This is a genomic window from Tenacibaculum profundi (assembly GCF_057162725.1).
In genome coordinates, this window is sequence record NZ_CM169894.1 from 2,329,648 (window position 1) to 2,354,730 (window position 25,083).

Annotated in this window: 15 protein-coding genes; 11 read left to right on the forward strand and 4 right to left on the reverse strand. The window is 31.1% G+C overall.

What is annotated here, in order from left to right; translation table 11 throughout:
- Positions 1-34: 34 nt before the first annotated feature.
- The 6 genes from AC2GW8_RS09460 (at position 35) to AC2GW8_RS09485 (ending at position 12,618) form a co-directional block, all read left to right on the forward strand.
- Positions 35-2,815, forward strand: coding sequence for a GEVED domain-containing protein (locus tag AC2GW8_RS09460; protein WP_440879630.1), 2,781 nt, complete (start codon positions 35-37; stop codon positions 2,813-2,815).
- A gap of 304 nt (positions 2,816-3,119) precedes the next feature.
- Positions 3,120-4,979 carry an ABC-F family ATP-binding cassette domain-containing protein gene (locus AC2GW8_RS09465; RefSeq protein WP_440879631.1) on the forward strand — a complete coding sequence of 620 codons (1,860 nt, stop codon included), beginning with the start codon at positions 3,120-3,122 and terminating at the stop codon, positions 4,977-4,979.
- A 509-nt stretch (positions 4,980-5,488) separates the two neighbouring features.
- Positions 5,489-6,544, forward strand: a complete 1,056-nt coding sequence (locus tag AC2GW8_RS09470) for a helix-turn-helix domain-containing protein (RefSeq protein WP_440879632.1) — start codon at positions 5,489-5,491, stop codon at positions 6,542-6,544.
- A gap of 116 nt (positions 6,545-6,660) precedes the next feature.
- Entirely contained in the window at positions 6,661-9,855 is a 3,195-nt protein-coding gene (locus AC2GW8_RS09475) for a M4 family metallopeptidase (protein WP_440879633.1), read from the forward strand.
- Positions 9,856-10,063: 208 nt separating this feature from the next.
- Complete coding sequence (amaB, locus tag AC2GW8_RS09480) at positions 10,064-11,605, forward strand: L-piperidine-6-carboxylate dehydrogenase (protein WP_440879634.1); 1,542 nt, start codon at positions 10,064-10,066, stop codon at positions 11,603-11,605.
- Positions 11,606-11,712: 107 nt separating this feature from the next.
- Positions 11,713-12,618 (forward strand): OmpA family protein, encoded by a 906-nt coding sequence (locus AC2GW8_RS09485; protein ID WP_440879635.1) that lies wholly within the window; start codon positions 11,713-11,715, stop codon positions 12,616-12,618.
- Positions 12,619-12,694: 76 nt separating this feature from the next.
- Here AC2GW8_RS09485 and AC2GW8_RS09490 read toward each other — a convergent pair whose 3' ends face one another.
- Positions 12,695-13,165, reverse strand: a complete 471-nt coding sequence (locus AC2GW8_RS09490; protein ID WP_440879636.1) for a hypothetical protein — start codon at positions 13,163-13,165, stop codon at positions 12,695-12,697.
- Positions 13,166-13,265: 100 nt separating this feature from the next.
- Between AC2GW8_RS09490 and AC2GW8_RS09495 the strand changes: the two genes are divergently transcribed.
- Positions 13,266-14,375, forward strand: a complete 1,110-nt coding sequence (locus AC2GW8_RS09495; protein WP_440882199.1) for an NAD(P)/FAD-dependent oxidoreductase — start codon at positions 13,266-13,268, stop codon at positions 14,373-14,375.
- A gap of 1 nt (position 14,376) precedes the next feature.
- On the forward strand, positions 14,377-14,829 hold the full coding sequence (locus AC2GW8_RS09500) for a 3-oxoacyl-ACP synthase (protein ID WP_440879637.1): 453 nt from the start codon (positions 14,377-14,379) through the stop codon (positions 14,827-14,829).
- Between the two features lie 151 nt (positions 14,830-14,980).
- Here AC2GW8_RS09500 and AC2GW8_RS09505 read toward each other — a convergent pair whose 3' ends face one another.
- The 3 genes from AC2GW8_RS09505 to AC2GW8_RS09515 form a co-directional block, all read right to left on the reverse strand.
- Complete coding sequence (locus AC2GW8_RS09505) at positions 14,981-15,916, reverse strand: ABC transporter ATP-binding protein (RefSeq protein ID WP_440879638.1); 936 nt, start codon at positions 15,914-15,916, stop codon at positions 14,981-14,983.
- Positions 15,917-16,016: 100 nt separating this feature from the next.
- Entirely contained in the window at positions 16,017-18,095 is a 2,079-nt protein-coding gene (locus AC2GW8_RS09510; RefSeq protein ID WP_440879639.1) for a M13 family metallopeptidase, read from the reverse strand.
- Positions 18,096-18,113: 18 nt separating this feature from the next.
- Complete coding sequence (locus tag AC2GW8_RS09515) at positions 18,114-20,279, reverse strand: prolyl oligopeptidase family serine peptidase (protein ID WP_440879640.1); 2,166 nt, start codon at positions 20,277-20,279, stop codon at positions 18,114-18,116.
- A gap of 323 nt (positions 20,280-20,602) precedes the next feature.
- Between AC2GW8_RS09515 and trxA the strand changes: the two genes are divergently transcribed.
- From trxA to AC2GW8_RS09530, 3 genes are all read left to right on the forward strand, one after another.
- Positions 20,603-20,962: a thioredoxin gene (gene trxA, locus AC2GW8_RS09520; RefSeq protein WP_440879641.1), complete on the forward strand. Its 360-nt coding sequence runs from the start codon at positions 20,603-20,605 to the stop codon at positions 20,960-20,962.
- Positions 20,963-21,242: 280 nt separating this feature from the next.
- Positions 21,243-22,214, forward strand: a complete 972-nt coding sequence (locus tag AC2GW8_RS09525; RefSeq protein ID WP_440879642.1) for a ribonucleotide-diphosphate reductase subunit beta — start codon at positions 21,243-21,245, stop codon at positions 22,212-22,214.
- 174 nt (positions 22,215-22,388) lie between these two features.
- The gene (locus AC2GW8_RS09530) at positions 22,389-24,773 is read left to right on the forward strand and encodes a ribonucleoside-diphosphate reductase subunit alpha (protein ID WP_440879643.1); all 2,385 of its coding nucleotides are present in this window, start codon (positions 22,389-22,391) and stop codon (positions 24,771-24,773) included.
- Positions 24,774-25,083 lie beyond the last annotated feature (310 nt).

Consider the following 25,083-nt stretch of genomic DNA (forward strand, 5'->3'; position numbering starts at 1 on the left):
CTTACTGCTTTTATAACTAAAAACCCTCATTAAAATGAAGTTAAACCCTATTTTAATACTTGTGTATCTTTTTTTTGCTAATACCCTGTTAGCTCAGACAAAGAGAAATTGTTACACAGATGAAAAGATGCAACAAGAACTAGCAAAAAATCCCCATCTAAAACAAAAGATGGAGGCTATTGAAAGTTTTACAAAAAGAGTAAGTAAAAGAATGAATAGAGCAACTAATAATAACATTATTAAACTGCCAGTAGTTGTTCATATTATTTATAATAGCTCTAAAGAAAATATTAGTGAAGCCCAGATTAAATCTCAAATAGATGTGCTAAATGAAGATTTTCGAAGAACTAATTCGGATAAAACAAATAAATGGTCTCAGGCAGCTGATGTTGGGATTGAATTTTATTTGGCTAAAGTAGATCCTAATGGTAATCCGACAAGCGGTATTACAAGAAAATATACAACAAAAAAATCATGGGGAACTGGAAACGATATGAAAAGGTCCTCTAAAGGAGGTGTAGATGCATGGAATACATCTGAATATTTAAATATGTGGGTTTGTAATATTGGAGGAGGTACTCTTGGGTTTGCATATTATCCAGGAGCAACTGTTACTTATGATGGTGTTGTTATGTCTCCTCAATATTTTGGTAGCTCTGACAAAGGCTCTGGATTTTACTTGGCAGCTAGATTTGATAAAGGAAGAACGACTACGCATGAGGTAGGTCATTATCTAAATTTAATGCATATATGGGGAAATGGATGTGGTTCAGATGATAAAGTATCTGATACTCCAAGTTCTGATCGAGCAAATTCTGGTTGTTCATCAAACCACTATTCTTGTGGTTCTCTTGATATGGTTGAAAACTATATGGACTATTCAGACGATAGTTGTATGAATCTCTTTACTTTAGGACAGAAAAATAGAATGCGTGTTTTATTTGAACCGGGAGGAGCAAGAAGAAGTTTGGCTTTGTCTGATAAAACAGGAGGTAATACTAACTGTTCAGCTAGTGTACCCGTTTCAGTAAATATATCGTCTATTTCTTCTACTGGAGCAATTGTTTCATGGTCATCAATTTCTGAAGTGACATATGATGTTAGGTATCGTCAGTCAGGGACAAGTTCTTGGATAGTACGTTCTGTTTCTGATGCATCTATCAAGTTAAAAGAGTTGAAAAACGAAACTAAATATGAGGTTCAAATACGAAGCAAGTGTACTAATGGTTTAATTTCTTCTTATTCAAGAATGGTGAACTTTACAACTAACAAAGGAACTGTATCTAGTTGTTCAGAAACAGTTCGCGATTTTCCATATAACCAAGGGTTTGAGTCAGGTTTTGGATGGACGCAATTGTTAGGAGATAATGGTAATTGGACCAGAAAAAGTGGTAGTACTACTTCAGGTAGTACTGGTCCAAGTTCTGCAATTGAAAAGAGATATTATATGTATTTAGAGGCTTCTACAAGCGGTTTTGGAAGTATTGGAAGTAATGCTACAGCCATTTTAGAAAGTCCTTGTTTTGATTTGTCGTCAGTTACTTTGGCTTCATTTGCTTTTAAAAACCATATGTATGGATCCCATATGGGAACATTAAGAGTACAAGCATCTACAGATGGTGGTTCATCATGGAAAGATATTTGGACAGCCTCGGGAGATAAAGGAAACCAATGGAACGCTGTTTCCTTAGACCTTTCTTCTTATTTGGGGAATAAATTAAAACTCCGATTTGTGGGAAAAACAGGTCGTAATTTTAGAAGTGATATTGCCATTGATGATTTATCATTGACAACTTCAGGAGCATCTTCAGACGGACAGGCTCCAACAGCTCCATCAAACCTAAGTGTATCAAACATTACTCAAACTGAAACTACATTGAGTTGGACAGCCTCTTCGGATAATATAGGCGTTACGGGATATAATATTTATCAGGGTTCAACAAAAATAGTTACAGTTACAGGCACTACTCATAAGGTAACAGGTTTAAAAGCAAATAGTCGTTATACGTTTTTTGTAAAAGCTATAGATAAAGTAGGTAATGAATCTGCTTCAAGTAATTCAATTACCGTTTTAACAGATACTGCTTCGGTTAATTATTGTACTTCAAAAGGAAATAGTTCAACTTTTGAATGGATTGATTATGTTTCTTTTGGAGGGATGACAAACACCTCTAGAGGTACCGGTGGTTATGGAGATTATACCGATAAAGTTGCTACAGTTTCAAGAAACAGTACGAATAGATTATACTTTAGTGCTGGTTTTTACAGAACTATTTACAAAGAAGATTGGGCAATTTGGATAGACTATAATCAAGATGGTGTTTTTTCTGATGACGAAAAAGTTGTTTCGACATCCTCAAGAACGTCTAGAAACCTTTATACAAATATAAAGATTCCTTCTACGGCCCTTTTAGGTAAAACAAGAATGCGAGTTTCTATGACAGATAGAGGAACTTTAAGCCCATGTAAAACACTTGAATATGGTGAAGTTGAAGATTATACGGTAAATATAAAATCTGAAGAGAAAAGTATCTCTTTTGCCAAGATAGATGATAATTTAACGGAGGAAAAACTTTCTATAGAAAAATCAATTTTCTACCCAAATCCAGTTACAGATGATACTATTACGATTAGGTTTGGAAATAGTAAGAGTATAAATTTCTTAATTACAGATGAAAAAGGAGCTGTATTTAGTGAAGGAAATATTCCTAACAATTCAAAAGTAGACGTATCATACTTAAACCCAAATGTTCGTTATATTTTGAAAGTAAATGATGGTCAGAAATCAAAATCAACTAAATTAATAAAGAAGTAATTTTAAAAAAGTGAGAAGTATCGGTTTTTTAATGGTTCTCAAAATGAAAAATGTAATGCTAATCTTAGATAATTTAGTTAATTACTGATGTTATTTGCTTTTTATTTCTAAAATTGCATTATATTAAAATTCATTGAAAGATTATCTTATAACCCTTCTATTTTTTAATGGAAATATACCCTGAACTAAAAGGTTCAGGGTATTTTTTTCACCTATATTAACCTATTTAAGTATTATAGAAACTGAAATTCCTTTTGAAATTTTCTTATGGTTGGCCTATAATAAAATTACTTATTTTTGTCAAATGAATTATTTAACGGTAGAAAATATTTCCAAATCTTATGGAGACAAAGTATTATTTCAAGATATTTCTTTTGGAATAAATAAAGATCAGAAAATTGCGTTTGTAGCTAAAAATGGAAGTGGTAAGACTTCAATTTTAAATATAATTGCAGGAAAAGATACTTCTGACACCGGACAAGTAATTAATAGAAAGGGAATACACATAGCTTATTTAGCACAAGATTCAAAATTTAACCCTGAATTAACGGTAGAAGAAACCATATTTTCGACAGAAAATAAAATACTACCAATAATTCATAATTATGAAAAAGCACTAGAAAACCCAGATGATCAAGAAGCATACCAAGAAGCTTTTGAACTTATGGAGCAACATAATGCATGGGATTTTGAAACAAAATATAAGCAAATTTTATCTAAGCTTAAACTTGATAATTTAAAGCAGAAAGTTAATAGCCTTTCTGGAGGACAAAAAAAACGTCTTGGACTGGCTATTATTCTTATTAATAAGCCAGATCTTTTAATTCTTGATGAACCAACAAACCATCTAGATTTAGAGATGATAGAATGGCTAGAGATGTTTTTTGCTAAAGAGAAAATAACACTTTTTATGGTGACTCATGACCGATATTTTTTAGAACGTGTTTGTAATGAAATATTGGAATTGGATAACGGCAAATTACATAAATACAAGGGAAATTATTCTTACTATCTTCAAAATAAAGAGGAAAGATTAGCCTTAGAGGCAACAAACTTAAGCAAGGCTAAAAGTTTATTTAAAAAAGAGTTAGACTGGATGCGTCGCCAACCAAAAGCAAGAACAACAAAATCTAAATCAAGAACAGACGATTTCTTTAAAATCAAAGAAAAAGCCCATCAACGAAGACAAGATCATGAAGTTCAATTAGAGATAAATATGGAACGCCTTGGTAGTAAAATAGTAGAACTCCATAATTTAAAAAAGACTTTTGGAGAAAAATTAATTTTAAATGGTTTTGATTATGTATTTAAAAAAGGTGAACGTATTGGAGTTATTGGAAAAAACGGAACGGGAAAATCATCTTTTTTAAATATAATAACTCAAAGAGAAAAAGTTGATGGTGGTAAAGTAGTTAAAGGAGAAACAGTAAAGTTTGGTTATTACACTCAAAAAGGAATAGAAGTTAAGAAAGGACAAAAAGTAATTGATATAATAAAAGAGTTCGGAGAATATATTCCATTAACAAAAGGACGTAAAATTTCAGCAGGGCAACTTCTTGAGCGGTTTCTATTTGATAGAAAAAAACAGTATGATTTTGTAGAAAAATTATCAGGCGGTGAACAGAAAAGACTTTATTTATGTGCAGTATTGATTCAAAATCCAAATTTTTTAATTCTTGACGAGCCTACAAATGATTTGGATGTTGTAACGTTAAACGTATTGGAATCGTTTTTGTTGGATTATCCGGGTAACTTGATGGTCGTATCACATGATCGTTATTTTATGGACAAGATTGTGGACTCTTTATTCGTGTTTAGAGGAGATGGAATTATTGAAAATTTTCCAGGGAATTATTCAGATTTCAGAGTATACGAAAATTCGCAACCACCTTTAAGTAAAATAGATAAAGCTACAGTTGAAACATCAGATAAAAAAAGTACTAAAGGAAAACTTAGTTATAATGAAAAAAGAGAATATGGAGCTTTAGAAAAGGATATTGAAAAGTTGCAGAAAAAACGAAAGACTATTGAAGCTTTGTTCGCAAATGGAGATATATTACCTGAAGAAATCACTGATAAGTCTCTTGAACTTCAAGAAATAATTGAAGTAATCGAAGAGAAAGAGGAACGTTGGTTTGAACTTTCAATGAAATTAGAGGAATAAAAAAACATCTTCATTGTTCTATTGAATTTAGACAATTAAGATGTTTAATTATTTGGGAAAAATTAATTATTTGGGGAATAATTACCTCAAATATAAATTTAATTTTAAATCTTTAATCTTGGTATTCGCTATATTGACAAATATTTAGGTTGAACAGTGTTTTACTTAAGCTAAATAGTAATTTACCAAATAAAAAATCGAAAAAGTAGTATGTTGAAAACACCTAGAAACGGTGACGATTCAAAAATACGAATACATCAATTTGCTCTACGAATTCTTGATTATTTATGTTGACTAGGTTTTAGCCTGTGTTTTTAATATTAAATGAATTTTACCCTTAATATCTCTAAGTTTATAATTTTTTTAACAAGTATACTTATTGGTTTATAAAGTCAATGAGAATAATTTTTTGGATATGTTAAATAATAATTAAGTTTTTTATTTGTTTGATATAAATAGTTGTTTTAATTTATAAAATGTTAAAAACAAGTTAAAACTCAAATAAAGCCATGCTAAATACTTACTACTTTTTAACAGGTGTACAGACTCTGTTAATTACTTTTATTTGCTTTTTATATCGCTCAAAAAAAATACATGTTAATCAATATTTAGGATATTTTTTTCTGACACTTTTTTTAGAGGTTGTAAAAATAATTCTTTTAAAGATATATAAGAGCGGGCATCTTCTTTTCTTACCGTTGAGCTTTAATTTTCTGACAATAGTATTTTTATTTTTTTATGCTTCAGAAACAGCTGGATTTACCATTAAAAATAAACGGCGGTATTACATTTTCGCAATTGTAGAATTTTTTTTATTTAGCTTTCTATATGTCTATCTATGGTTTGATTACGGTTTACTTAAATATTTATTTACCATAGGTTTTATGGATGTATATATGTTGAGCTCGTCTGCTTATATTATTTTCTTTTGTTTTAGAATAATTGAAATTAATTTTAAACATCAGAGAAGAATAAAATCCTATTTTAAAAACAAAACATACAAAACACTACATTGGCTAACAGTTTTTTGTGTTATGTGTTTAATGTTTAACCTAATGGGATTTTTAGGGAAGTTTATTTTTTTAGAAAATGAAAGTTACCTTCTATTTTACGAAGGATTTTATCTTTTTTCTTTATACTATGTGGCTATCTCAAGTCTACTCCAAATTAATATAGATAATGTGATAGATTCTAATAAATTGATTTTTAGTGGTTATGATCTCAGTACGATTTTTGATAAGATAGAAAAGATAATGGTAGAAAAGAAATTATATCTAAATCCCAATTTAAATTTGAAATTGATTTCTCAGGAAACGGAAATACCTATGAGGTTAATATCAAAAGCGATTAATGAAATAAAGAAAAAAAACTTTAATGCTTATGTACATGAATATCGAATAGAAGAATTTAAAAAATTAATTCTAAAAAAAGATTATTTAAAATATAGTATCGAAGCATTAGCAAATGAAGTGGGATATAACTCCAGAGCATCGTTCTACAAAAATTTTAAAAAAATCGTAGGCGTTTCCCCTCTTGACTTCATTAATGAAAAAAGGAACCAATAAATTATAGTTTGTCTACTTTTTTTTGAGCTGTCTCAAAACATGATTGTAAACATAGTTTTCTTTTTAAAAATATTGATTTTGTGTTTATTAGCTGTCTAATTAAAAACTTTTTAATAATGAAAAGAAAACTAAATTACGCTTTTGTCATTATATTTTCACTAATGACAATCGGACTTACATTTGCTCAAAAAGGTGTAAGCGTTCTTCAAAAAGGAGAAAAAGGATTGGCTCCACGATTTCTCAAAATTAATCAAGAAAACAAAATAAGTAAGGAGAACTATGAAAAACTCTTATATAACATTTTAAAGATAGATAGAGCCTATCAATTTGTTGAAGTTAATACAGAGACCGATGATTTAGGGATTAATCATCTGAAAGTTCAGCAGTATTTAAATGGCTATCCAGTCGAAAATGCGTTTTATATTATCCATTCAAAGAATGGATTTATTCATTCTGCTAACGGAGAAGTGTTTAAGGTTGCTCTAGTTAATAAAAATAGAATCTCTGAAAGTTCTGGAATATCACCTAAAGAAGCACTTCAAAAAGCAAAGAATTTTATGGGAGGAGATGCTTTTCTTTCTGAAGAGGTAGAAATCAAGTCGACTTTTAAGAAAAAAGAAACAAAAGTTTATATCTGTAAGAATAACGAGTTGGACATATCAAATTTAAAGCTAGCTTATAAATTTGATATTTATTCAAAAAAGCCTTTCGATAGAAAGAAAGTATACATTGATTTTCGTTCAGGAAATACTGTTTTTGCAGAAGCCTTAATGCATTCTGCTTTTGATAGTGAAAAATCAAGTTCTTGTAAGCACCACAATCATTATGAAGAAGGAGGTCAAAAAGTAAAAGCCTTTGCAGGTGGGACTACAAAAACTGGGTATTATGGAACAAAAAGCATTGATGTTTCAGGATCATCAGGAAGGTACTTGGCTTCCCAAACAGGAAAAAGAAATATTTCTATAACAAATTTGAATGGAAGAACTATTGGGCGTACCAATTCTCCTCCAAGGGGGGGGACTATAATTTCGAGTAGTTCCTCGGATGGTTTTGGAAAATCTGGTAATGAAGCTTATTATATGGCTGCTTATTGGGGTGCTGAGAGAACGTGGGATATGTTTAAGGATGAGTTTGGAAGAAATGGATATAATGGTTCAGGAGGAAAAATAAATATATTTGTAAATGCATCAGATAGAGAATTAACTAACAATGCTTTTTGGGTAGGTTCATGGACTTATTTTGGTAATGCGTCACAAGGAACTCCATTCACACCTCTTGATGTAGTTAGTCATGAAATTGCTCACGGAGTAACTCAGACGTCGGCTGGACTAGTTTACAGAAATGAATCAGGAGCAATGAATGAGGGATTTAGTGATATTTTTGGTTGTTATGCAGAATATTATATACTTAACAGATTAGATAATAATACTTGGACAATGGGTGAAAATATTTCATTCCAAAGATCATTATCTAACCCCAAAAGACATAGACAACCAGATACTTATCTAGGGACTAATTGGTATTCTGGATCAGCTGATTATGGAGGAGTACATACCAATAGTGGTGTATTAAACCATTGGTTTTACATATTATCTCAGGGAAAACAAGGAACAAATGATAAAGGAAGTTCATACAATGTAAAAGGTATCGGAATAAAAAAAGCAGTCCAGGTAGCATACCGAGCTCTTACACGTTACTTAACTTCTAGTTCCAATTATTCTTCGGCAAGAAACGCTGTGATTAGTGCAGCTTCAGATTTATACGGAGCAAATTCGTGCGAATTAGTTGCTACCACTGATGCTATGTATGCTGTAGGTATTGGTGCTAAATACTCAGGTTCAGGTTGTAGTACTACTAATTGTGCTGCTGTTAAAGATTTAAAAGCTGGTAATATAACAAAGTCAAGTGCTCAAATTAATTGGACCGCAAAATCAGGAGTAACTAGCTATCGATTAGAGTATAAAAAAGCATCTTCAACAGCATATAGTAATATTTCTGTAAATGGATCATCTTATAATTTATCTGGTTTATCAGCCAATACATCTTATCAGGTAAGAGCTACATATACTTGTAATGGACAATTAGCTCCATATTCAACTATCATTAATTTCCGTACGAAAAATGATTCAGAGCCGCCAAAGTGTAATGCAGTAACAGGAGTAAAAGCATCAGAAATCATGCAAACATCAGCGTTAATTTCTTGGAGCTCAAAAACAGGTATTACTTCTTATGTTGCGGAGTATAAGGAAGCTTCTAGTAGTTCATATTACGCGGTTAATACAAATACCAACAGTAAAATATTAAATAATTTAAAGCCAGGAACAACATATAATGTAAGAATAAAGTATACTTGTAATTCTAGTGATGGAGGTAGTAATACGGGGTGCAGTGGCTTGAATGCATATCAAAACTATCCAAAAATATATAATTTAGGCGACAAGATTACTTACCAAGGCAGAAAGTATAAATGTAATTCTAATGGAATTTATAATATTCCTCCAGTAGGTAATGTATACTCATATCTATGGACTGATTTAGGTTCTTGTTCTGCTTCATTAATTAAAAGACTTAAGGATTCTCCTTACTCAATATTGATTACTTTTACTACGTTGACCAAAGGAAATCAAGACTGTAATCCTGTTCAAAACGTAGTTGTTTCGGATATTGTAAAAAAAGGAGCTAAAGTAACTTGGTCAGCTATTCCTGGAGTGAATACATATAAACTTGAGTATAAAAAATCGTCTTCTTCATCTTATATTTCTTTAAATGTATCAGGTACAAGTTATTCTTTTACAAATTTGGTAGAGAATTCAAAATATAATGCTAGAATTCAATATACTTGCACTAATGGGCAAGCATCACCTTATTCAACCGAAGTGAATTTTACAACAAAAAATAATGGAGATGGTGATTGTGCAAATATACCTGCTTACCAAAACAATAAAACATATGAAAAAGGAGCTAAGGTATTTTTTAATGGAAATATTTGGGAAGCACAAATTAAAGCTTGGTGGTCTCCTGCCTATGGATATTGGACGAATTTAGGCCTTTGTTCTAATTCAAGTATAGCAAAAATTAAGTATACATTATTTCCAAACCCTTTTGAGGGAGGTGAAATAACTATTGAATTGAACAAAAGAATCAATTCAAACGTAGAAATTAGAATGACCGATACGTCAGGAAATATTTTGTTTAGTGCTAAAAAATCACCTAACACTAGTAGATATATAAAAGTTGATGTTCCTTATTTAAATAAGGGAGCATATATCTTCTATGTCAATGATTTGTCAAAAAAATTAATTGTTAAATAAATAGTATTTTTTTTGAGTAAAATAATACTACTTTAGGTATATATTTATAACAAAACCACGTGTAATTTTTATTACACGTGGTTTTGTTATAAATACAAAATGTTGTAAAAATCAACAAAATTCTTTTAATTGTTTAATTATTATATAATTAATTTATTTGTAGTTTTGTTTCAATATAAGAACACTTTATAATAAAACTTTAAAACAAATGACTGATTTTGGTATTGATCAAGCCATTAAAGAATTAGGCTTAAAAGAAATAAATGAAGGGACTTCAACAGGTTCTGTAAATTTCTCTAATGGAGAAATAATAGAATCATACTCACCTGTAGATGGAAAATTAATTGGAAAAGTTAAAACTTCAACTAAAGAGGATTATGAAAAAGTGATGGAAGTAGCAGTAGAAGCATTTGGTACGTTTAAAATAATGCCAGCTCCTCAACGTGGTGAAATTGTTCGGCAATTTGGAGAGAAGCTAAGAGAGAAAAAAGAAGCTTTAGGAAAACTTGTTTCTTATGAAATGGGAAAATCTTATCAGGAAGGATTAGGTGAAGTTCAAGAAATGATTGATATCTGTGATTTTGCAGTAGGTTTATCACGTCAACTGCATGGATTAACTATGCATTCTGAGCGCCCTGGTCATAGAATGTATGAACAATACCATCCTTTAGGGGTAGTTGGAATAATTTCTGCATTTAACTTTCCTGTAGCAGTTTGGTCATGGAACACAGCTTTAGCATGGATTTGTGGTGACGTTTGTGTTTGGAAACCATCTGAGAAGACACCTTTATGTGGAGTAGCTTGCCAAAATATAATAGCAGAAGTGTTAAAAGAGAACGGATTACCAGAAGGTATTTCTTGTTTAGTAAATGGTGACTATCGCGTAGGAGAATTTCTTTCAAAGGATACAAGAGTTCCATTAGTTTCTGCAACAGGGTCAACACGTATGGGTAAAATTGTAGCAAAAGAAGTTGCAGGTCGTTTAGGAAAGTCTTTATTAGAATTAGGTGGAAACAATGCAATTATTGTAACACCAGACGCAGATATAAAAATGACGGTTATTGGGGCTGTTTTTGGAGCTGTTGGGACCGCTGGGCAACGTTGTACTTCAACGAGACGTTTAATAATCCATGAATCTATTTACGATCAAGTGAAAACTGCTGTAGTTGATGCATATGAACAATTAAAGATAGGAAATCCATTAGATGAGAATAATCATGTTGGGCCCCTAATTGATAAACAAGCCGTCGAAATGTATAAAACAGCTTTGAATAACGTAGTTGCCGAAGGAGGAAAAATAGTTGTAGATGGAGGAGTTCTTAATGGTGAAGGATATGAAAGTGGATGTTATGTGAAGCCCGCAATTGCTGAGGCATCAAATGATTTCGAGATTGTACAACATGAAACATTCGCACCTGTTTTATATCTAATTAAATACACTGGAGGGGTAGAAAATGCGATAAAAATCCAAAATGGAGTGGCTCAAGGACTATCGTCTGCTATTATGACAAATAATTTACGTGAGGCAGAGCGTTTTTTATCGCATGCTGGTTCAGATTGTGGAATAGCAAATGTTAATATAGGTACCTCAGGAGCAGAAATTGGAGGTGCTTTTGGTGGAGAGAAAGAAACTGGAGGAGGTCGAGAGTCTGGATCAGATGCTTGGAAAGTTTATATGCGTCGCCAAACTAATACAATTAATTATACTACAGATTTACCTTTGGCTCAAGGAATAAAATTTGACTTATAATACAGATTTATAATAAGTTATATCTAAAGTCGCATCGAAATGATGTGACTTTTTTTTACATTTGTTTCCAATAGATGAAATATATTTAATTTTAATTCTCCTGAAAAATGAAAAGAACATTTTACCTTGTTGTAATTTTATTAGTCATAGTTTTTGGCGCATATTTTGGTTGGTTACTGTGTTGTAACGACCAGATCGTTGAGGAAGTAAAAAAAGAGAAACCGAAAGAAGTTGAATCAAAACCTATTATTAGTTTTGGAATTCTAGATTCTGATGGAAATATATCAATTCCATTAGATAAAGGTGTAAAATTTAAAAAATCTAGTATTAAATTTGATGCTCCAGTTTCAGTTGAGTTAGATGAAAAAATTGATAAGTTGAAGGATTTTTTGATTTCAGAAAAAGAAAAATCATTATCAATTACATCGTTTTATACGAGTGATGAAACAAATAGTTCAGTTTTTCCAAATATAGGTTTGGCAAGAGCAATATCTTTTAAGAATTATGTCTCAGAAAAAGGTATTCCTACTAAGCTAATTGATGTAAAAGGAGAATTAAGAGATAACTCAGAAATTGATGAGAATAATAATATTAAAAAGCCTTTGAAGTTGAATGTAGGAAAGTCAAAAGATTATACTCAATTGTTGGCTAGTATTATCAAAGACATAGAATCAAATCCATTAGTTTTAAACTTTGAGTCTGGAAAAGCTCAATTAAAGCTAGAATCAGATCAGCGAAGAAAAATTGTTAATATTTCGACCTATCTTGATAAGGTGGAAAAATCAATTTGTACAATAACTGGACATACAGACAATACTGGAACTACAAAAACAAATTTATATTTGGGACAACAAAGAGCAAATTATTTAAAGGATTTTTTTGTAAAAAGTGGAATTTTAGATAATCGAATTAAAGCAATATCGAAAGGAGATTCTGAGCCTATTGCAAGTAATAATACTAAAAAAGGAAGAGCAAAAAATAGAAGAACAGATGTTTCTTTAGGTAAGAACTAAAAGTAAATTTAATTTAAAGCTATAATAAATAAAAAAGACACTTTAAAGTGTCTTTTTTATTTATTATATAATTTTTTTACTGCATCATTACATGTCTATCTTTCTTAAGGCTGCTAATTTTATAAAATTTTATTGTGCCGTGTTCTTTATAGCTTAAAATAGCCTCATTTTCTTTTAATTCGAAAGGAAACTTTTCTTGTTTTCCATTTTTAATCTCTTTACTTTCAAGTGTTGCTTTGTCAAAAAGAAATCTTGGATTTTGGGGAGATGTATTATATCGTCCCATAATATATTTTACTCCACTTTTTATTTCTATGACAGCTTTTGTAATTCTATTTTGAAAGTACAATTTATCAAACTCAATTTTCTTTTTTGAAGAAAAGGTTAAATGTATATCTAAAGAATTATTTCCAGCTCTACCTCCAGTAACATTTTTATAAATAGCACTTTTTATAGTAAATGGAGGATTATTTTCAAATTTTTGACTAACACATTGGCTAAAACTTATAGCAAAAAAGCAGGTATATATTATATTTATTGTTTTCACGAGAATAAATTTAAATGTATAACTTATTTAATTCTAAGCAAATTATTTTACATATTTGCTAAAAACACGTAGCAAAGTACTAATTTATTATTAAAAAATGATGGATTATAGTTATTGGGAGGTAAAAGAGTGGTTTAAGAATATTGATTTTACTATTGTAGGTAGTGGTATTGTTGGTTTGAATTGTGCTTTCTATTTAAGACAAAAATATCCAAATGCAAAGATTTTAATTATTGAAAAAGGAGTTTTACCACAAGGAGCAAGTACAAAAAATGCTGGTTTTGCTTGTTTTGGGAGTCTTTCGGAGCTAATTGATGACATGAAAAGACATACTGAAGAAGAGGTTTTTAGTTTAGTGAAAAAAAGATTGGAGGGTTTACAACTTTTAAAAAAAAACTTAGGAGAAAAAGAAATAGCCTATCAAAAACATAAGGGGTATGAATTATTCTTCAAACCCGAACTTTTTGATGAATGTTTAGATAAAAAAAATAAGGTAAACTCTTTATTACAAACATTATTTAAAAAGCCAGTTTTTAAGATTGACAAAAACATATTTAATTTCAAGCAGATTTATAAAAACTATATTACGAATAACTATGAAGGACAGATAGATACTGGTAAAATGATGGCAGCATTATTGAAAATGGTAATAAATTCTAATATTCAAATTTTAAACGCTACAGAGCTTATAGCGTATGAGGAAAATTTAAATGAGGTTATTGTAAAAACGAATAAATTTGAGTTTACCTCAAAAAAACTGTTGTTTGCAACGAACGGATTTAGTCAAAAATTACTTGATGAAGAAGTAAAACCAGCAAGAACACAAGTTTTAATCACAAAACCAATAAAAGATTTATCAATAAAAGGTACATTTCATTTAGATAGAGGGTATTATTATTTTCGAAACATAGATAGTAGAATACTTTTGGGTGGTGGAAGAAACTTAAATTTTAAGTCAGAAGAAACTACTGTTTTTGCACAAACAGATTTGATTCAAAATAAATTAGAAGCTATTTTGAATAATATTATTTTGCCAAATCAAAAAATAGAAATAGAACGACGATGGAGTGGTATAATGGGCGTAGGAAGTAAGAAAAAAGCAATTGTTAAACAGATTTCTAATAATGTTTATTGTGGTATTAGATTGGGAGGTATGGGGGTTGCTATTGGAAGTATTATTGGTAAAGATTTAGCCGAAATGGCGTATTAATATGGAGAAATTAAAACAGGTATTGTATCAAAAATGTATTGATTTTGTTAATAAAAGAGAAGAAACAATTCAAAAATTGATAGCGTCTAATAAGCAAGCACTACTTTCTGAGACCAAAAGTTCCGTAGGAGATAAGCATGAAACTGGTAGAGCTATGTTACAGTTGGAACTAGAAAACATTAGCCAACAACTTGAAGGAATTACAACAATGAGAAACACACTTGCTAGAGTCAACATTTATAAGAAGCCAGAAATAGGTTGCCTCGGGAGCATTATTATAACAAATAAGGGAAATTACTTTTTATCCGTTTCAGCAGGACAAATTAGGTTTAATGAGGAATTGTATTTTGCTGTTTCTATTTCTTCTCCAATAGGAAAATTGTTTATAGGTAAGTGTCTAGGTGATGTTGTTCAGTTTAGAGGAGATAATATTGTTTTAGAAAATATTTTATAAGTTGCAATAAATTTTTGTTTCGAGTTTCGAAAGAAATAGATGTTTTCTTTAATTTTAAAAACAAGTAAACTTCTTTTTTAACAAAAAAGAAGTAGGGTGTCTGTAAATAAGAATGTTGTATAATTGATGAGTGTCAATAGCATCAGTTGTTTTAATCATAACAGTTTTGCAATTTTAGCAGGACTGTTTTTTTTTCTTCAATATAATAAAGATTTTCAAAAAATAAGGGTTGTCCATTAAAAATGGATTCAACTAACCAATGAGATCCCTTGAAATAAGACTTTAAAACATAGGCTTCTATTGTTCCTTTATCATCAATTTGTAATTGATGAGGGTAAACCAATAGCTTTTTGTTATTTATTGTAATTTCATTGATATCGTCGAATAAGGAACAAACATATTTTTTTTTCCCTTTTCTATAAAGATTTATTGGTGTGTCATATTCAATGATCTTATGGCTTTTAATAATCATTATTTTATCACCAAAAGATAAGGCATCATCACCATCATGGGTAGCAGTAATACAAGCGATATCTTTTTCTTTCAAATAGTTAAATAATTTCCTTCTAAGTGAATTTTTTTTGAAGTTATCGATTTGGCTAAACGGCTCATCAAGTAATAGAAGTACTGGTTCTTTAGCTAAAGCTCTAGCAATAGCGACACGTTGTTGTTGACCTCCACTTAAATTTTTCACTTTGATATCTATGAATTCTTTCATTTCAATTACTTCTAGTAATTCTTCTATTCGCTTATTTGCTTCTTCTAGATGAAAACGAGACAAAAACTTAGCAATATTTTCACCAACAGTTGTATAGGGCATTAAATCAAAATCTTGAGCGACGTATTTAAAAAAATCTATCCCTGGAACTAGATGAAAATTCGGACCTAAAATTTGTTCTTGATTCCAGAAGAGTGTTCCTTTATCCACATCGAGTAACCCATATATTATTTTAAGGAGTGTAGATTTTCCACAACCACTCTCTCCCATTATACATAAATGTTCTCCTTTATTTAAATTGAAGCTTATATCTTCAAGAGTTTGTTTCTGGTTTGAGTATTGGAAAGAGATATTTTTTACTTTAAGCATTTAGCAAAAATAAGAAATCAATAGTCAAAATATAACTTTGATAAACTACTAAGAGAAAGAAAAAAGCCAACATTTTGTTGGCTTTTTTTATAAAAAAGAGTTACCATATTCTAACTCTGTCTTCCGGTTTTAAGTACATATTATCCCCTTCTTTAACATCAAAAGCATCATAAAAAGCGTCAACATTTTTTAGAGGCATATAAGCACGGTACATTCCTGGAGCATGCGGATCGGTCATAATTAAGTTTTTGAGAGCTTCGTCTCTTATTTTTGTTCTCCAGATTGTTCCCCACGAAAGAAAGAATCTTTGTTCCGGAGTAAAACCATCAATATCTTTTGGACGACCATTTTTCGTCAAGAATATTTGAAGTCCTTCATAAGCTGCCTGAATACCACCTAAGTCTCCAATATTTTCACCCAAGGTAAACTTACCATTCAAGTGCATACTGTCGATAGCAATAATGTTATCGAACTGAGCAATTAATTTTTCACCAGCTTTTCCAAATTTCTCTGAATCTTCTTCGGTCCACCAGTTTTTTAAGTTCCCGTCACCGTCAAAACGGGCTCCCGAATCATCAAAACTATGAGAAATTTCGTGTCCAATCACAGCACCTATACCACCATAGTTAACAGCTTCATCGGCTTTGTAATCATAGAAAGGAGGTTGTAAGATAGCTGCAGGGAATACAATTTCATTATTGACAGGGTTAAAGTAAGCGTTTACTGTTTGAGGTGACATTCCCCATTCAGTTCTATCTACTTCTTTTCCTAGTTTCCTAATATCTTTGTCAAAGTTCCATTTACTTACATTAATTGAGTTTTCAAAGTAGCTACCTCCGTTTTTAAGACCTTTTATTTGCAGTTCAGAATAATCTTTCCATTTATCTGGATAGGCTATTTTTATTGTCAACTTGTTTAGTTTTTCCAAAGCTTTAGTCTTTGTTTCGGCACTCATCCAAGGTAATGCATTAATTCTTTTTTCAAATCCAAGCATTACATTGTCAATCATTTCTTTAGCTTTTTTCTTAGCTTCTGGGGGAAATTTTTTATCTACATATAATTTTCCTAAAGCTTCACCAATAGCTCTGTTAAGACTTCCTAAAGCACGTTCATCTCTTGGACGTTGTTCTTTAGCTCCTCTCATTTCTTTACTGTAAAATTTCCAGTTAGCCCTTTCTAAATCGGTAGACAATGTTCCTAGTGAATTGTTAATGATATTCCAACGAAGTACTAGTTTGATGTCCTCAACCGGACGATTTTTAAGGATAGTATTCATTGCTTTGAAATACCCTGGGTCAGTTACAATAACTTTATCTATTGATTCAACCCCTAATCCTTTTAAGTGAGCTTCCCAGTTTATAATAGGAGATAGTTTGGATAACTCTTTTATTGTCATTGGATTGTATATTTTCCGTGTATCTCTTCTTTCTTCCTTGGTCATTCTTGGTTCTGCTAGACTTTTTTCAAACGCTACAATAATGGCCGCATTTTTTTTAGCAATCGTTTCGTTAGTACCAAATTCTTGTAGCATTTTAGCTATAAAATCTTGATACTTCTCTAGTTTGTCTTTTACTTTTTCATCGACATAGTAATCTCGACTTAGACCTAGACCATCAGCTCCCATGTATCCAGCATTTATATTGCTGTTTTTAAGATCGTTAAATACGCCAAAGCTATAAAAACCAATTCCACCAAATGGAGCCATGTTAGTGATGAACTGTTGGATATCATCAAAACTTTTAATTTCATCAATTTTTTTTAAGAAAGGAAGTACAGGGCTTTTTCCAGCTTTATTTCTAGCAACCGTATCCATGATAGTTTCATAATAGTTTACCGCTTTTTGTTGGTCAGAATCAATTTCATTGCCATTAGAATCTTTTATTTTTGGAAAGTTCCCTTCTTCTATTGCTTCGTTTAAAATAGCAAGAACATCAGTATCTGTTTTTTTTCTCAGCTCTCCAAAACCACCCCAAGAAGTTCTATCTGCAGGAATTTCAGTTTTATCTACCCAGTTTCCGTTTACATATCTAAAAAAATCGCTTGTTGGTTTTACCGTGGTATCCATATTTTCTAGTGCAATTCCCTTAGTTTTTTTCTCAGGTTTTTGCTCTGTTTTACATGCAGTTATACCTAACGAAGCAATTACAGTTGTAAATAATAGTTTTTTTAATACTTTCATTTTTATGTTTAATATTTGTTAAGATTTTATTTTTGAATTTGATATGTTGGGTAGGTTCTCAAAACCCATATTAAATAATGTGAACCCAAATATATCAGCGTATTGTTCGATAGTCTTTGCTACTGGGGTCCCTGCACCATGCCCCGCGTTTACTTCAACTCTAATTAGCACTGGATTATTTCCTTTTTGTTTGTCTTGTAGTTCGGCGGCAAATTTAAAACTATGCGCAGGGACTACTCTATCATCATGATCCCCTGTAGTGATTAATGTTGCTGGATATTCTGTTCCTACTTTTACATTATGAACAGGTGAATAGCCTTTTAAATACTCAAACATTTCTTTGCTTTGTTCAGAAGTCCCATAATCATAAGCCCAACCTGCACCAGCAGTAAATTTATGATATCGTAACATGTCTAACACGCCAACAGCTGGTAGCGCAACTTTAATTAAGTCAGGACGTTGTGTCATGGTGGCTCCTACTAATAAGCCGCCATTTGACCCCCCTCTAATTGCTAAGAAATCAGATGAAGTATATTTATTTTTAATCAAATATTCTGCTGCTGCAATAAAGTCATCAAAAACATTTTGTTTCTTAAGTTGAACCCCCTCTTTATGCCATTCTTTCCCATATTCACCGCCACCTCTTAAGTTTGGTACAGCATAAACTCCACCTTGTTCCATCCAAACAGCATTAGCTATGCTAAAATTAGGAGTCAAACTGATATTAAATCCACCGTAACCATATAAAATTGTAGGGTTTTTTCCATTTAATTCAAGCCCTTTTTTATGAGTAATAATCATAGGAATTTTAGTTCCGTCTTTTGAAGTAAAGAAAATTTGACTACTTTCATAGTCATCAGGATTAAATGAAATAGAAGGTTTCCAATAAACTTTATAAGTTCCATTTTCTGTATTGTATTTGAATGAAGATCCAGGGGTATTATAATTGGTAAATGAAAAGTATAATTCTTGTTCTTCTTCTTTTCCGCTAAAGCCATTAACAGTACCAACTCCTGGTAATGTTATTTCACGGATAAGTTTACCATTAAAAGCATATTGAAAAACTTTAGAAACGGCATTAACCATATAGTTGGCAAAAATATAACCACCTCCTTTTGTAGGTGATAATACATTTTCAGTTTCGGGAACAAAGTCTTTCCAGTTTTCAGGAGAAGGGTTATTTGCATCAACAGTAACTATCTTTTTATTAGGGGCATTTAAATTTGTTACTAAATAAAGTTTACTTCCTTTATTATCTATAATATATGTATCACTATCAAAGTTGTCGATTATTGGTGATAACTTATTGTTTTGGTCTTTTAAGTCTTTTATAAAAAGTTTATTTCCAGAGGTTGATGTAGAAGCTGAGATTATAAGATATCTATTGTCTTCGGTTATTATTCCACTTACATAGCGATGTTTTTCGGATGAGATTCCACCAAAAATCACTTTATCAGAACTTTGAGGAGTACCTAGTTTGTGAAAGTATAATTTGTGTTGGTCTGTTTTAGCAGATAAAACACTTCCTTGTGGTTTATCGTAGCTTGAATAATAAAAGCCTTCTTTTCCTTTCCAAGAAATTCCACTAAACTTAACATCAACTAAAGTGTCTTCTTTGATTTCTTTAGTCTTTGTATCCATTATAATTATTTTTTGCCAGTCACTTCCACCCTCTGAAATTGAATAGGCTAAAGTTCCTCCATCCTTTGTGAATTGTAAATTTCCTAAAGATGTTGTTCCATCTTTCGAAAAAGTATTAGGGTCTAAAAACACCTCGTCATTACCATTTTTGTCGATCCTGTGAAGAACATATTGGTTTTGAAGTCCATTGTTTTTAAAATAATACGTAAAATCTCCTTCTTTGAAAGGAACGGAGACTTTTTCATAATTCCAAAGTTCTGACAAACGATTTTTTAATTGATCACGATATGAAATTTTACTTAAATAATTAAAAGTAACTTTATTTTCTGTTTTCACCCAATCTTCTGTTTCGGCGCTTTTATCATCTTCTAGCCAACGATAATTATCAATTATACGTGTTCCAAAATAAGTGTCAGTAATTGGTTTTTTATTTGTTTTAGGGTATGTCACTAAGTTATTTTTTTTAGTTTCTTTTTGAAGTGTTTTCTTACAAGATGCAATGACGAAGACTACCGTAAGAATTGAAAATATAATTTTTTTCATGATATAGAAATGGTTCGAAAATTCTCTCAAAGTTAGATGAAAAAAGTACCTGATTGTTATGTTTTATGACGAATTTAACATAAAAAGGTATAATAAATGGAAGAATATGTAATTTTTTAATATTTTTTTATGCTTTAAAAAAGTGTAAAAAAATAGTTAAGAAGCATGGTAGATTCTAAAAAAACATACAGATATTTTATAACTTTTTTGAAAAATTTTTTTAAAACAAAAAAGGAGCGATATTTTTATCTTTACTTATTTGTATGATTACAATGTAATTTGTCACTTAAGTGAACGACTAAAATGAAAACAAATAAAATAAAATGATAGAAAATTTAACAAAAGAAACATTTTTTGAGAAAGTATTTAATTTCGAAAAAAATAAAAATTGGAAATATGAAGGAGAGTTGCCAGCAATTGTTGATTTTTATGCTGACTGGTGCGGACCATGTAAAGCGCTTACACCAATATTAGAAGATCTGAGTAATGAGTATGAGGGTAAAATTATAATTTACAAAATAGATACCGAAGCACAAAAAGAATTAGCAGCTGCTTTCGGGATTAGGAGTATTCCATCAATGCTTTTTTGTCCAAAAAAAGATGAGCCTCAAATGGCACATGGAGCATTACCCAAAAATCAAATTAAAAAAATAATTAATGAAGTTTTGAAGGTAAATAAGTAAGCATAAAATGAATAATTTTTTCACTTTGTTTTTTTAAATATGATGTTTTAATAAATGCAGTAAAAATCACTACATAAAAAAGTTTAAAAAAAATAACTATTTGTATTATAGTGTTTTATATGGTTTAAGAGGTTGGGGTTTTTTAACCGAAAATATAAGCTTTGTTAAAAACTTCAAGGGTTTTGTGAATAAGTAACGCTTTCAATTTTTAGTAAAATTTTCAATCTTTGTTCATCCTTTAGAATGAGTAAAAGTAACCGATAAAATATTAGTTTAGAAAATGACGTCCATTGAACCAATTTTAGAAGAAAACAAAGACAGATTTGTGATATTTCCAATTCAACATAATGATTTATGGGATTGGTACAAGAAACAACAGGCGTGTTTTTGGACTGCTGAAGAAATTGACTTACATTCAGATTTAAATGATTGGAATACAAAGTTGAATGAAGACGAACGTTATTTCATAAAACATATTTTGGCTTTTTTTGCGGCCTCAGATGGAATTGTAAATGAAAATTTAGCCGAAAATTTTGTGAATGAAGTTCAATATTCTGAGGCGAAGTTTTTTTACGGTTTTCAAATTATGATGGAGAATATACACTCAGAAACGTACTCTCTATTAATTGATACTTACATTAAAGATGAAAAAGAGAAAAACAATCTTTTTAGGGCTATTGAAGTCTTCCCGGCAATTAAAAAGAAAGCAAACTGGGCATTGAAATGGATAGATTCTGATTCTTTTGCTGAAAGATTAATTGCCTTTGCAGCAGTTGAGGGAATTTTCTTTTCAGGGTCATTTTGCTCTATTTTTTGGTTAAAGAAAAGAGGTTTATTACCAGGACTTACTTTTTCCAATGAGTTAATATCACGTGATGAAGGAATGCACTGTGATTTTGCTGTACATTTGCATAATAATCACTTGATTAATAAAGTTTCAAAAGAAAGAATAAAAGAAATCATAGTTTCTGCTCTTGACATTGAACGAGAATTTATAACCGAGTCATTGCCCGTAAGCTTAATAGGAATGAATGCTAAGTTAATGACTCAGTATTTGGAGTATGTTACAGATAGGTTGCTATTAGAATTTGGCTGTGAAAAAGTTTTTGAATCTACAAACCCATTTGATTTCATGGAAATGATTTCTTTAGAAGGTAAAACTAATTTTTTCGAAAAAAGAGTTGGGGAATATCAAAAAGCTGGAGTTAAATCTGGAGGAACAGGAAGCATCAGTTTTGATGCGGATTTTTAAAAAGAGATCTTATTATACCGCTATCCCCTGTGCGTGGTAATGCTATAAAATTAATTTTTTATTGATTTTATAATCAGTTTCATAGACAAAGAAACCATCATTTATATTATTGTAGGTTTCTCAGGATCTGCCTGGGATATCCTTAAAAGCAACGTTAAAGACCCATATTTAAATATGTATGTAGTAAAAAGAGACGGTAGAAAAGAGCCCGTAATGTTTGACAAAATCACTGAAAGAGTGCGTAAAATGTGCTATGGTTTAAATAACATAGTAGATCCTGTAAAGGTAGCAATGCGTGTGATAGAAGGACTTTACGATGGAGTAACTACTTCTGAATTAGATAATTTAGCTGCTGAGATAGCTGCAACAATGACCACAGCGCACCCTGATTATGCTAAGTTAGCAGCAAGAATAGCTGTATCTAATCTACATAAGAATACAAAAAAGTCATTTTCAGAAACAATGACAGATTTGTATAATTATGTAAATCCACGCACAGGTAAGGAATCTCCTTTGTTAGCAGATGATGTGTATGACATCATTATGAAAAATGCGAATAAATTGGATTCAACGATAATTTATAGTCGAGATTTTAATTATGATTATTTTGGTTTTAAAACACTCGAACGTTCCTACCTGCTAAAATTAAATGGTCAAATTGTTGAAAGACCACAACAAATGTTGATGCGTGTCTCTATCGGAATTCATAAAGATGATATTGATGAGGCAATTGCTACATACGAATTGATGAGTAAAAAGTATTTTACTCACGCAACACCAACTCTTTTTAATTCTGGTACGCCAAAACCTCAAATGTCTTCTTGTTTTTTACTACAGATGCAAGACGATAGTATTGATGGTATTTATGATACGCTGAAACAAACAGCTAAAATTTCGCAGTCTGCTGGAGGTATTGGTTTGTCTATTCATAACATTCGTGCAACAGGTTCTTATATTAGTGGGACAAATGGAACATCAAATGGTATTGTGCCAATGTTACGAGTCTTTAATGATACTGCTAGATATGTTGACCAAGGGGGAGGTAAAAGAAAAGGATCATTCGCAATGTACTTAGAGCCATGGCATGCTGATATTTTTGATTTTTTAGATTTAAAGAAAAATCACGGTAAAGAAGAAATGCGTGCCCGTGATTTATTTTATGCAATGTGGATTTCTGATTTATTTATGAAACGTGTACAAGAAGATGGAGAGTGGACGTTAATGTGCCCTCATGAATGTCCACACTTATATGATACATATGGAGAGGAATTTGAACGTCTGTATACAAGTTATGAAGCAGCAGGTAAGGGAAGAAAAAAAATAAAAGCTCGAGAGTTATGGGAAAAGATTTTAGAATCTCAAATTGAAACGGGTACACCATATATGCTGTATAAAGATGCAGCAAATCGAAAGTCGAATCAGAAAAACTTGGGTACAATTAGATCATCAAACTTGTGTACTGAAATTATGGAATATACAGCAGAAGACGAGGTTGCTGTATGTAATTTAGCTTCTATCGCAATTCCAATGTTTGTAGCAGAAGATGAAGCTGGTAATAAGTTTTTTGATCATCAAAAATTATTTGAGGTAACAAAAAAAGTTGTACGAAATTTAGATACTGTTATTGATAGGAATTATTATCCAGTAAAAGAAGCAGAGAATTCTAATTTTCGTCATCGTCCTGTTGGACTAGGGATTCAAGGACTTGCTGATGCGTTTATTATGCTACGTCTTCCATTTACTAGTGATGATGCTAAAAAACTTAATCAGGAAATTTTTGAAACATTATATTTTGCAGCAGTAACTTCATCTATGGAGGTAGCTAAAGCAAAAGGAGCCTATTCTACATTTAAAGGTTCTCCTATGTCTGAAGGAGAGTTCCAGTATAATATGTGGGGAGTGAAAGATGAGGAATTAAGTGGAAGATGGGATTGGAAAACATTGCGTAAAGATGTACTAGAGTACGGTGTAAGAAACTCTTTGTTAGTAGCTCCAATGCCAACAGCTTCAACGTCTCAAATTTTAGGCAACAATGAAGCTTTTGAACCATATACATCAAATATTTATACTCGAAGAGTTTTATCAGGTGAGTTTATTGTTGTCAACAAACATTTGTTAGAAGATTTAGTAGATTTAGGTCTATGGGATAATGACATGAAAGAGGAAATAATGAGGGCCAATGGTTCCATTCAGCATATAAGATCTATACCACAGAATTTGAAAGAATTATATAAGACAGTTTGGGAAATGAGTATGAAAGATATAATTGACATGGCTAGACAAAGAGGGTATTTTATAGATCAATCTCAATCACTAAACCTTTTTATGAAGGATCCAGATTTTGGAAAGCTAACATCAATGCATTTTTATGCCTGGAAATCAGGTTTGAAAACAGGAATGTATTATTTGAGAACTAAATCTGCTGTAAATGCGAAACAGTTTACGTTAAATGTAGAAAAGAAGGAAGAGGATAATATATTAAGTCCAGAAGAATTTAAAGCTATGATTGAAGCTTCTAAAGATGCAGGACCAGACGATTGTTTAATGTGCGGATCTTAAAAAGGTAAAAGTTTTTATATTTTTAAAGAGAGATGTTGTTTTAACATTTCTCTTTATTATTTAAAAAGATATCCCATTACTAAAATAAAAAGACCAACTATAGTAGCTGATGATGAAGTTATAAGTGTTATAGACACTGTATCATTAGGACGGAAATCTATGACTTTAAAAAATCCTAAAGCAATTATAATAAATAAAACGAGAACGACAATAGTAAAATAATATAAGAAGACGAAGGTTCTAAAAGCGTATTTTTTAAGTCCTTCTCTATCTTGATTTCTGTCCAGTATTTCTTGCTTGTTAAGCAACG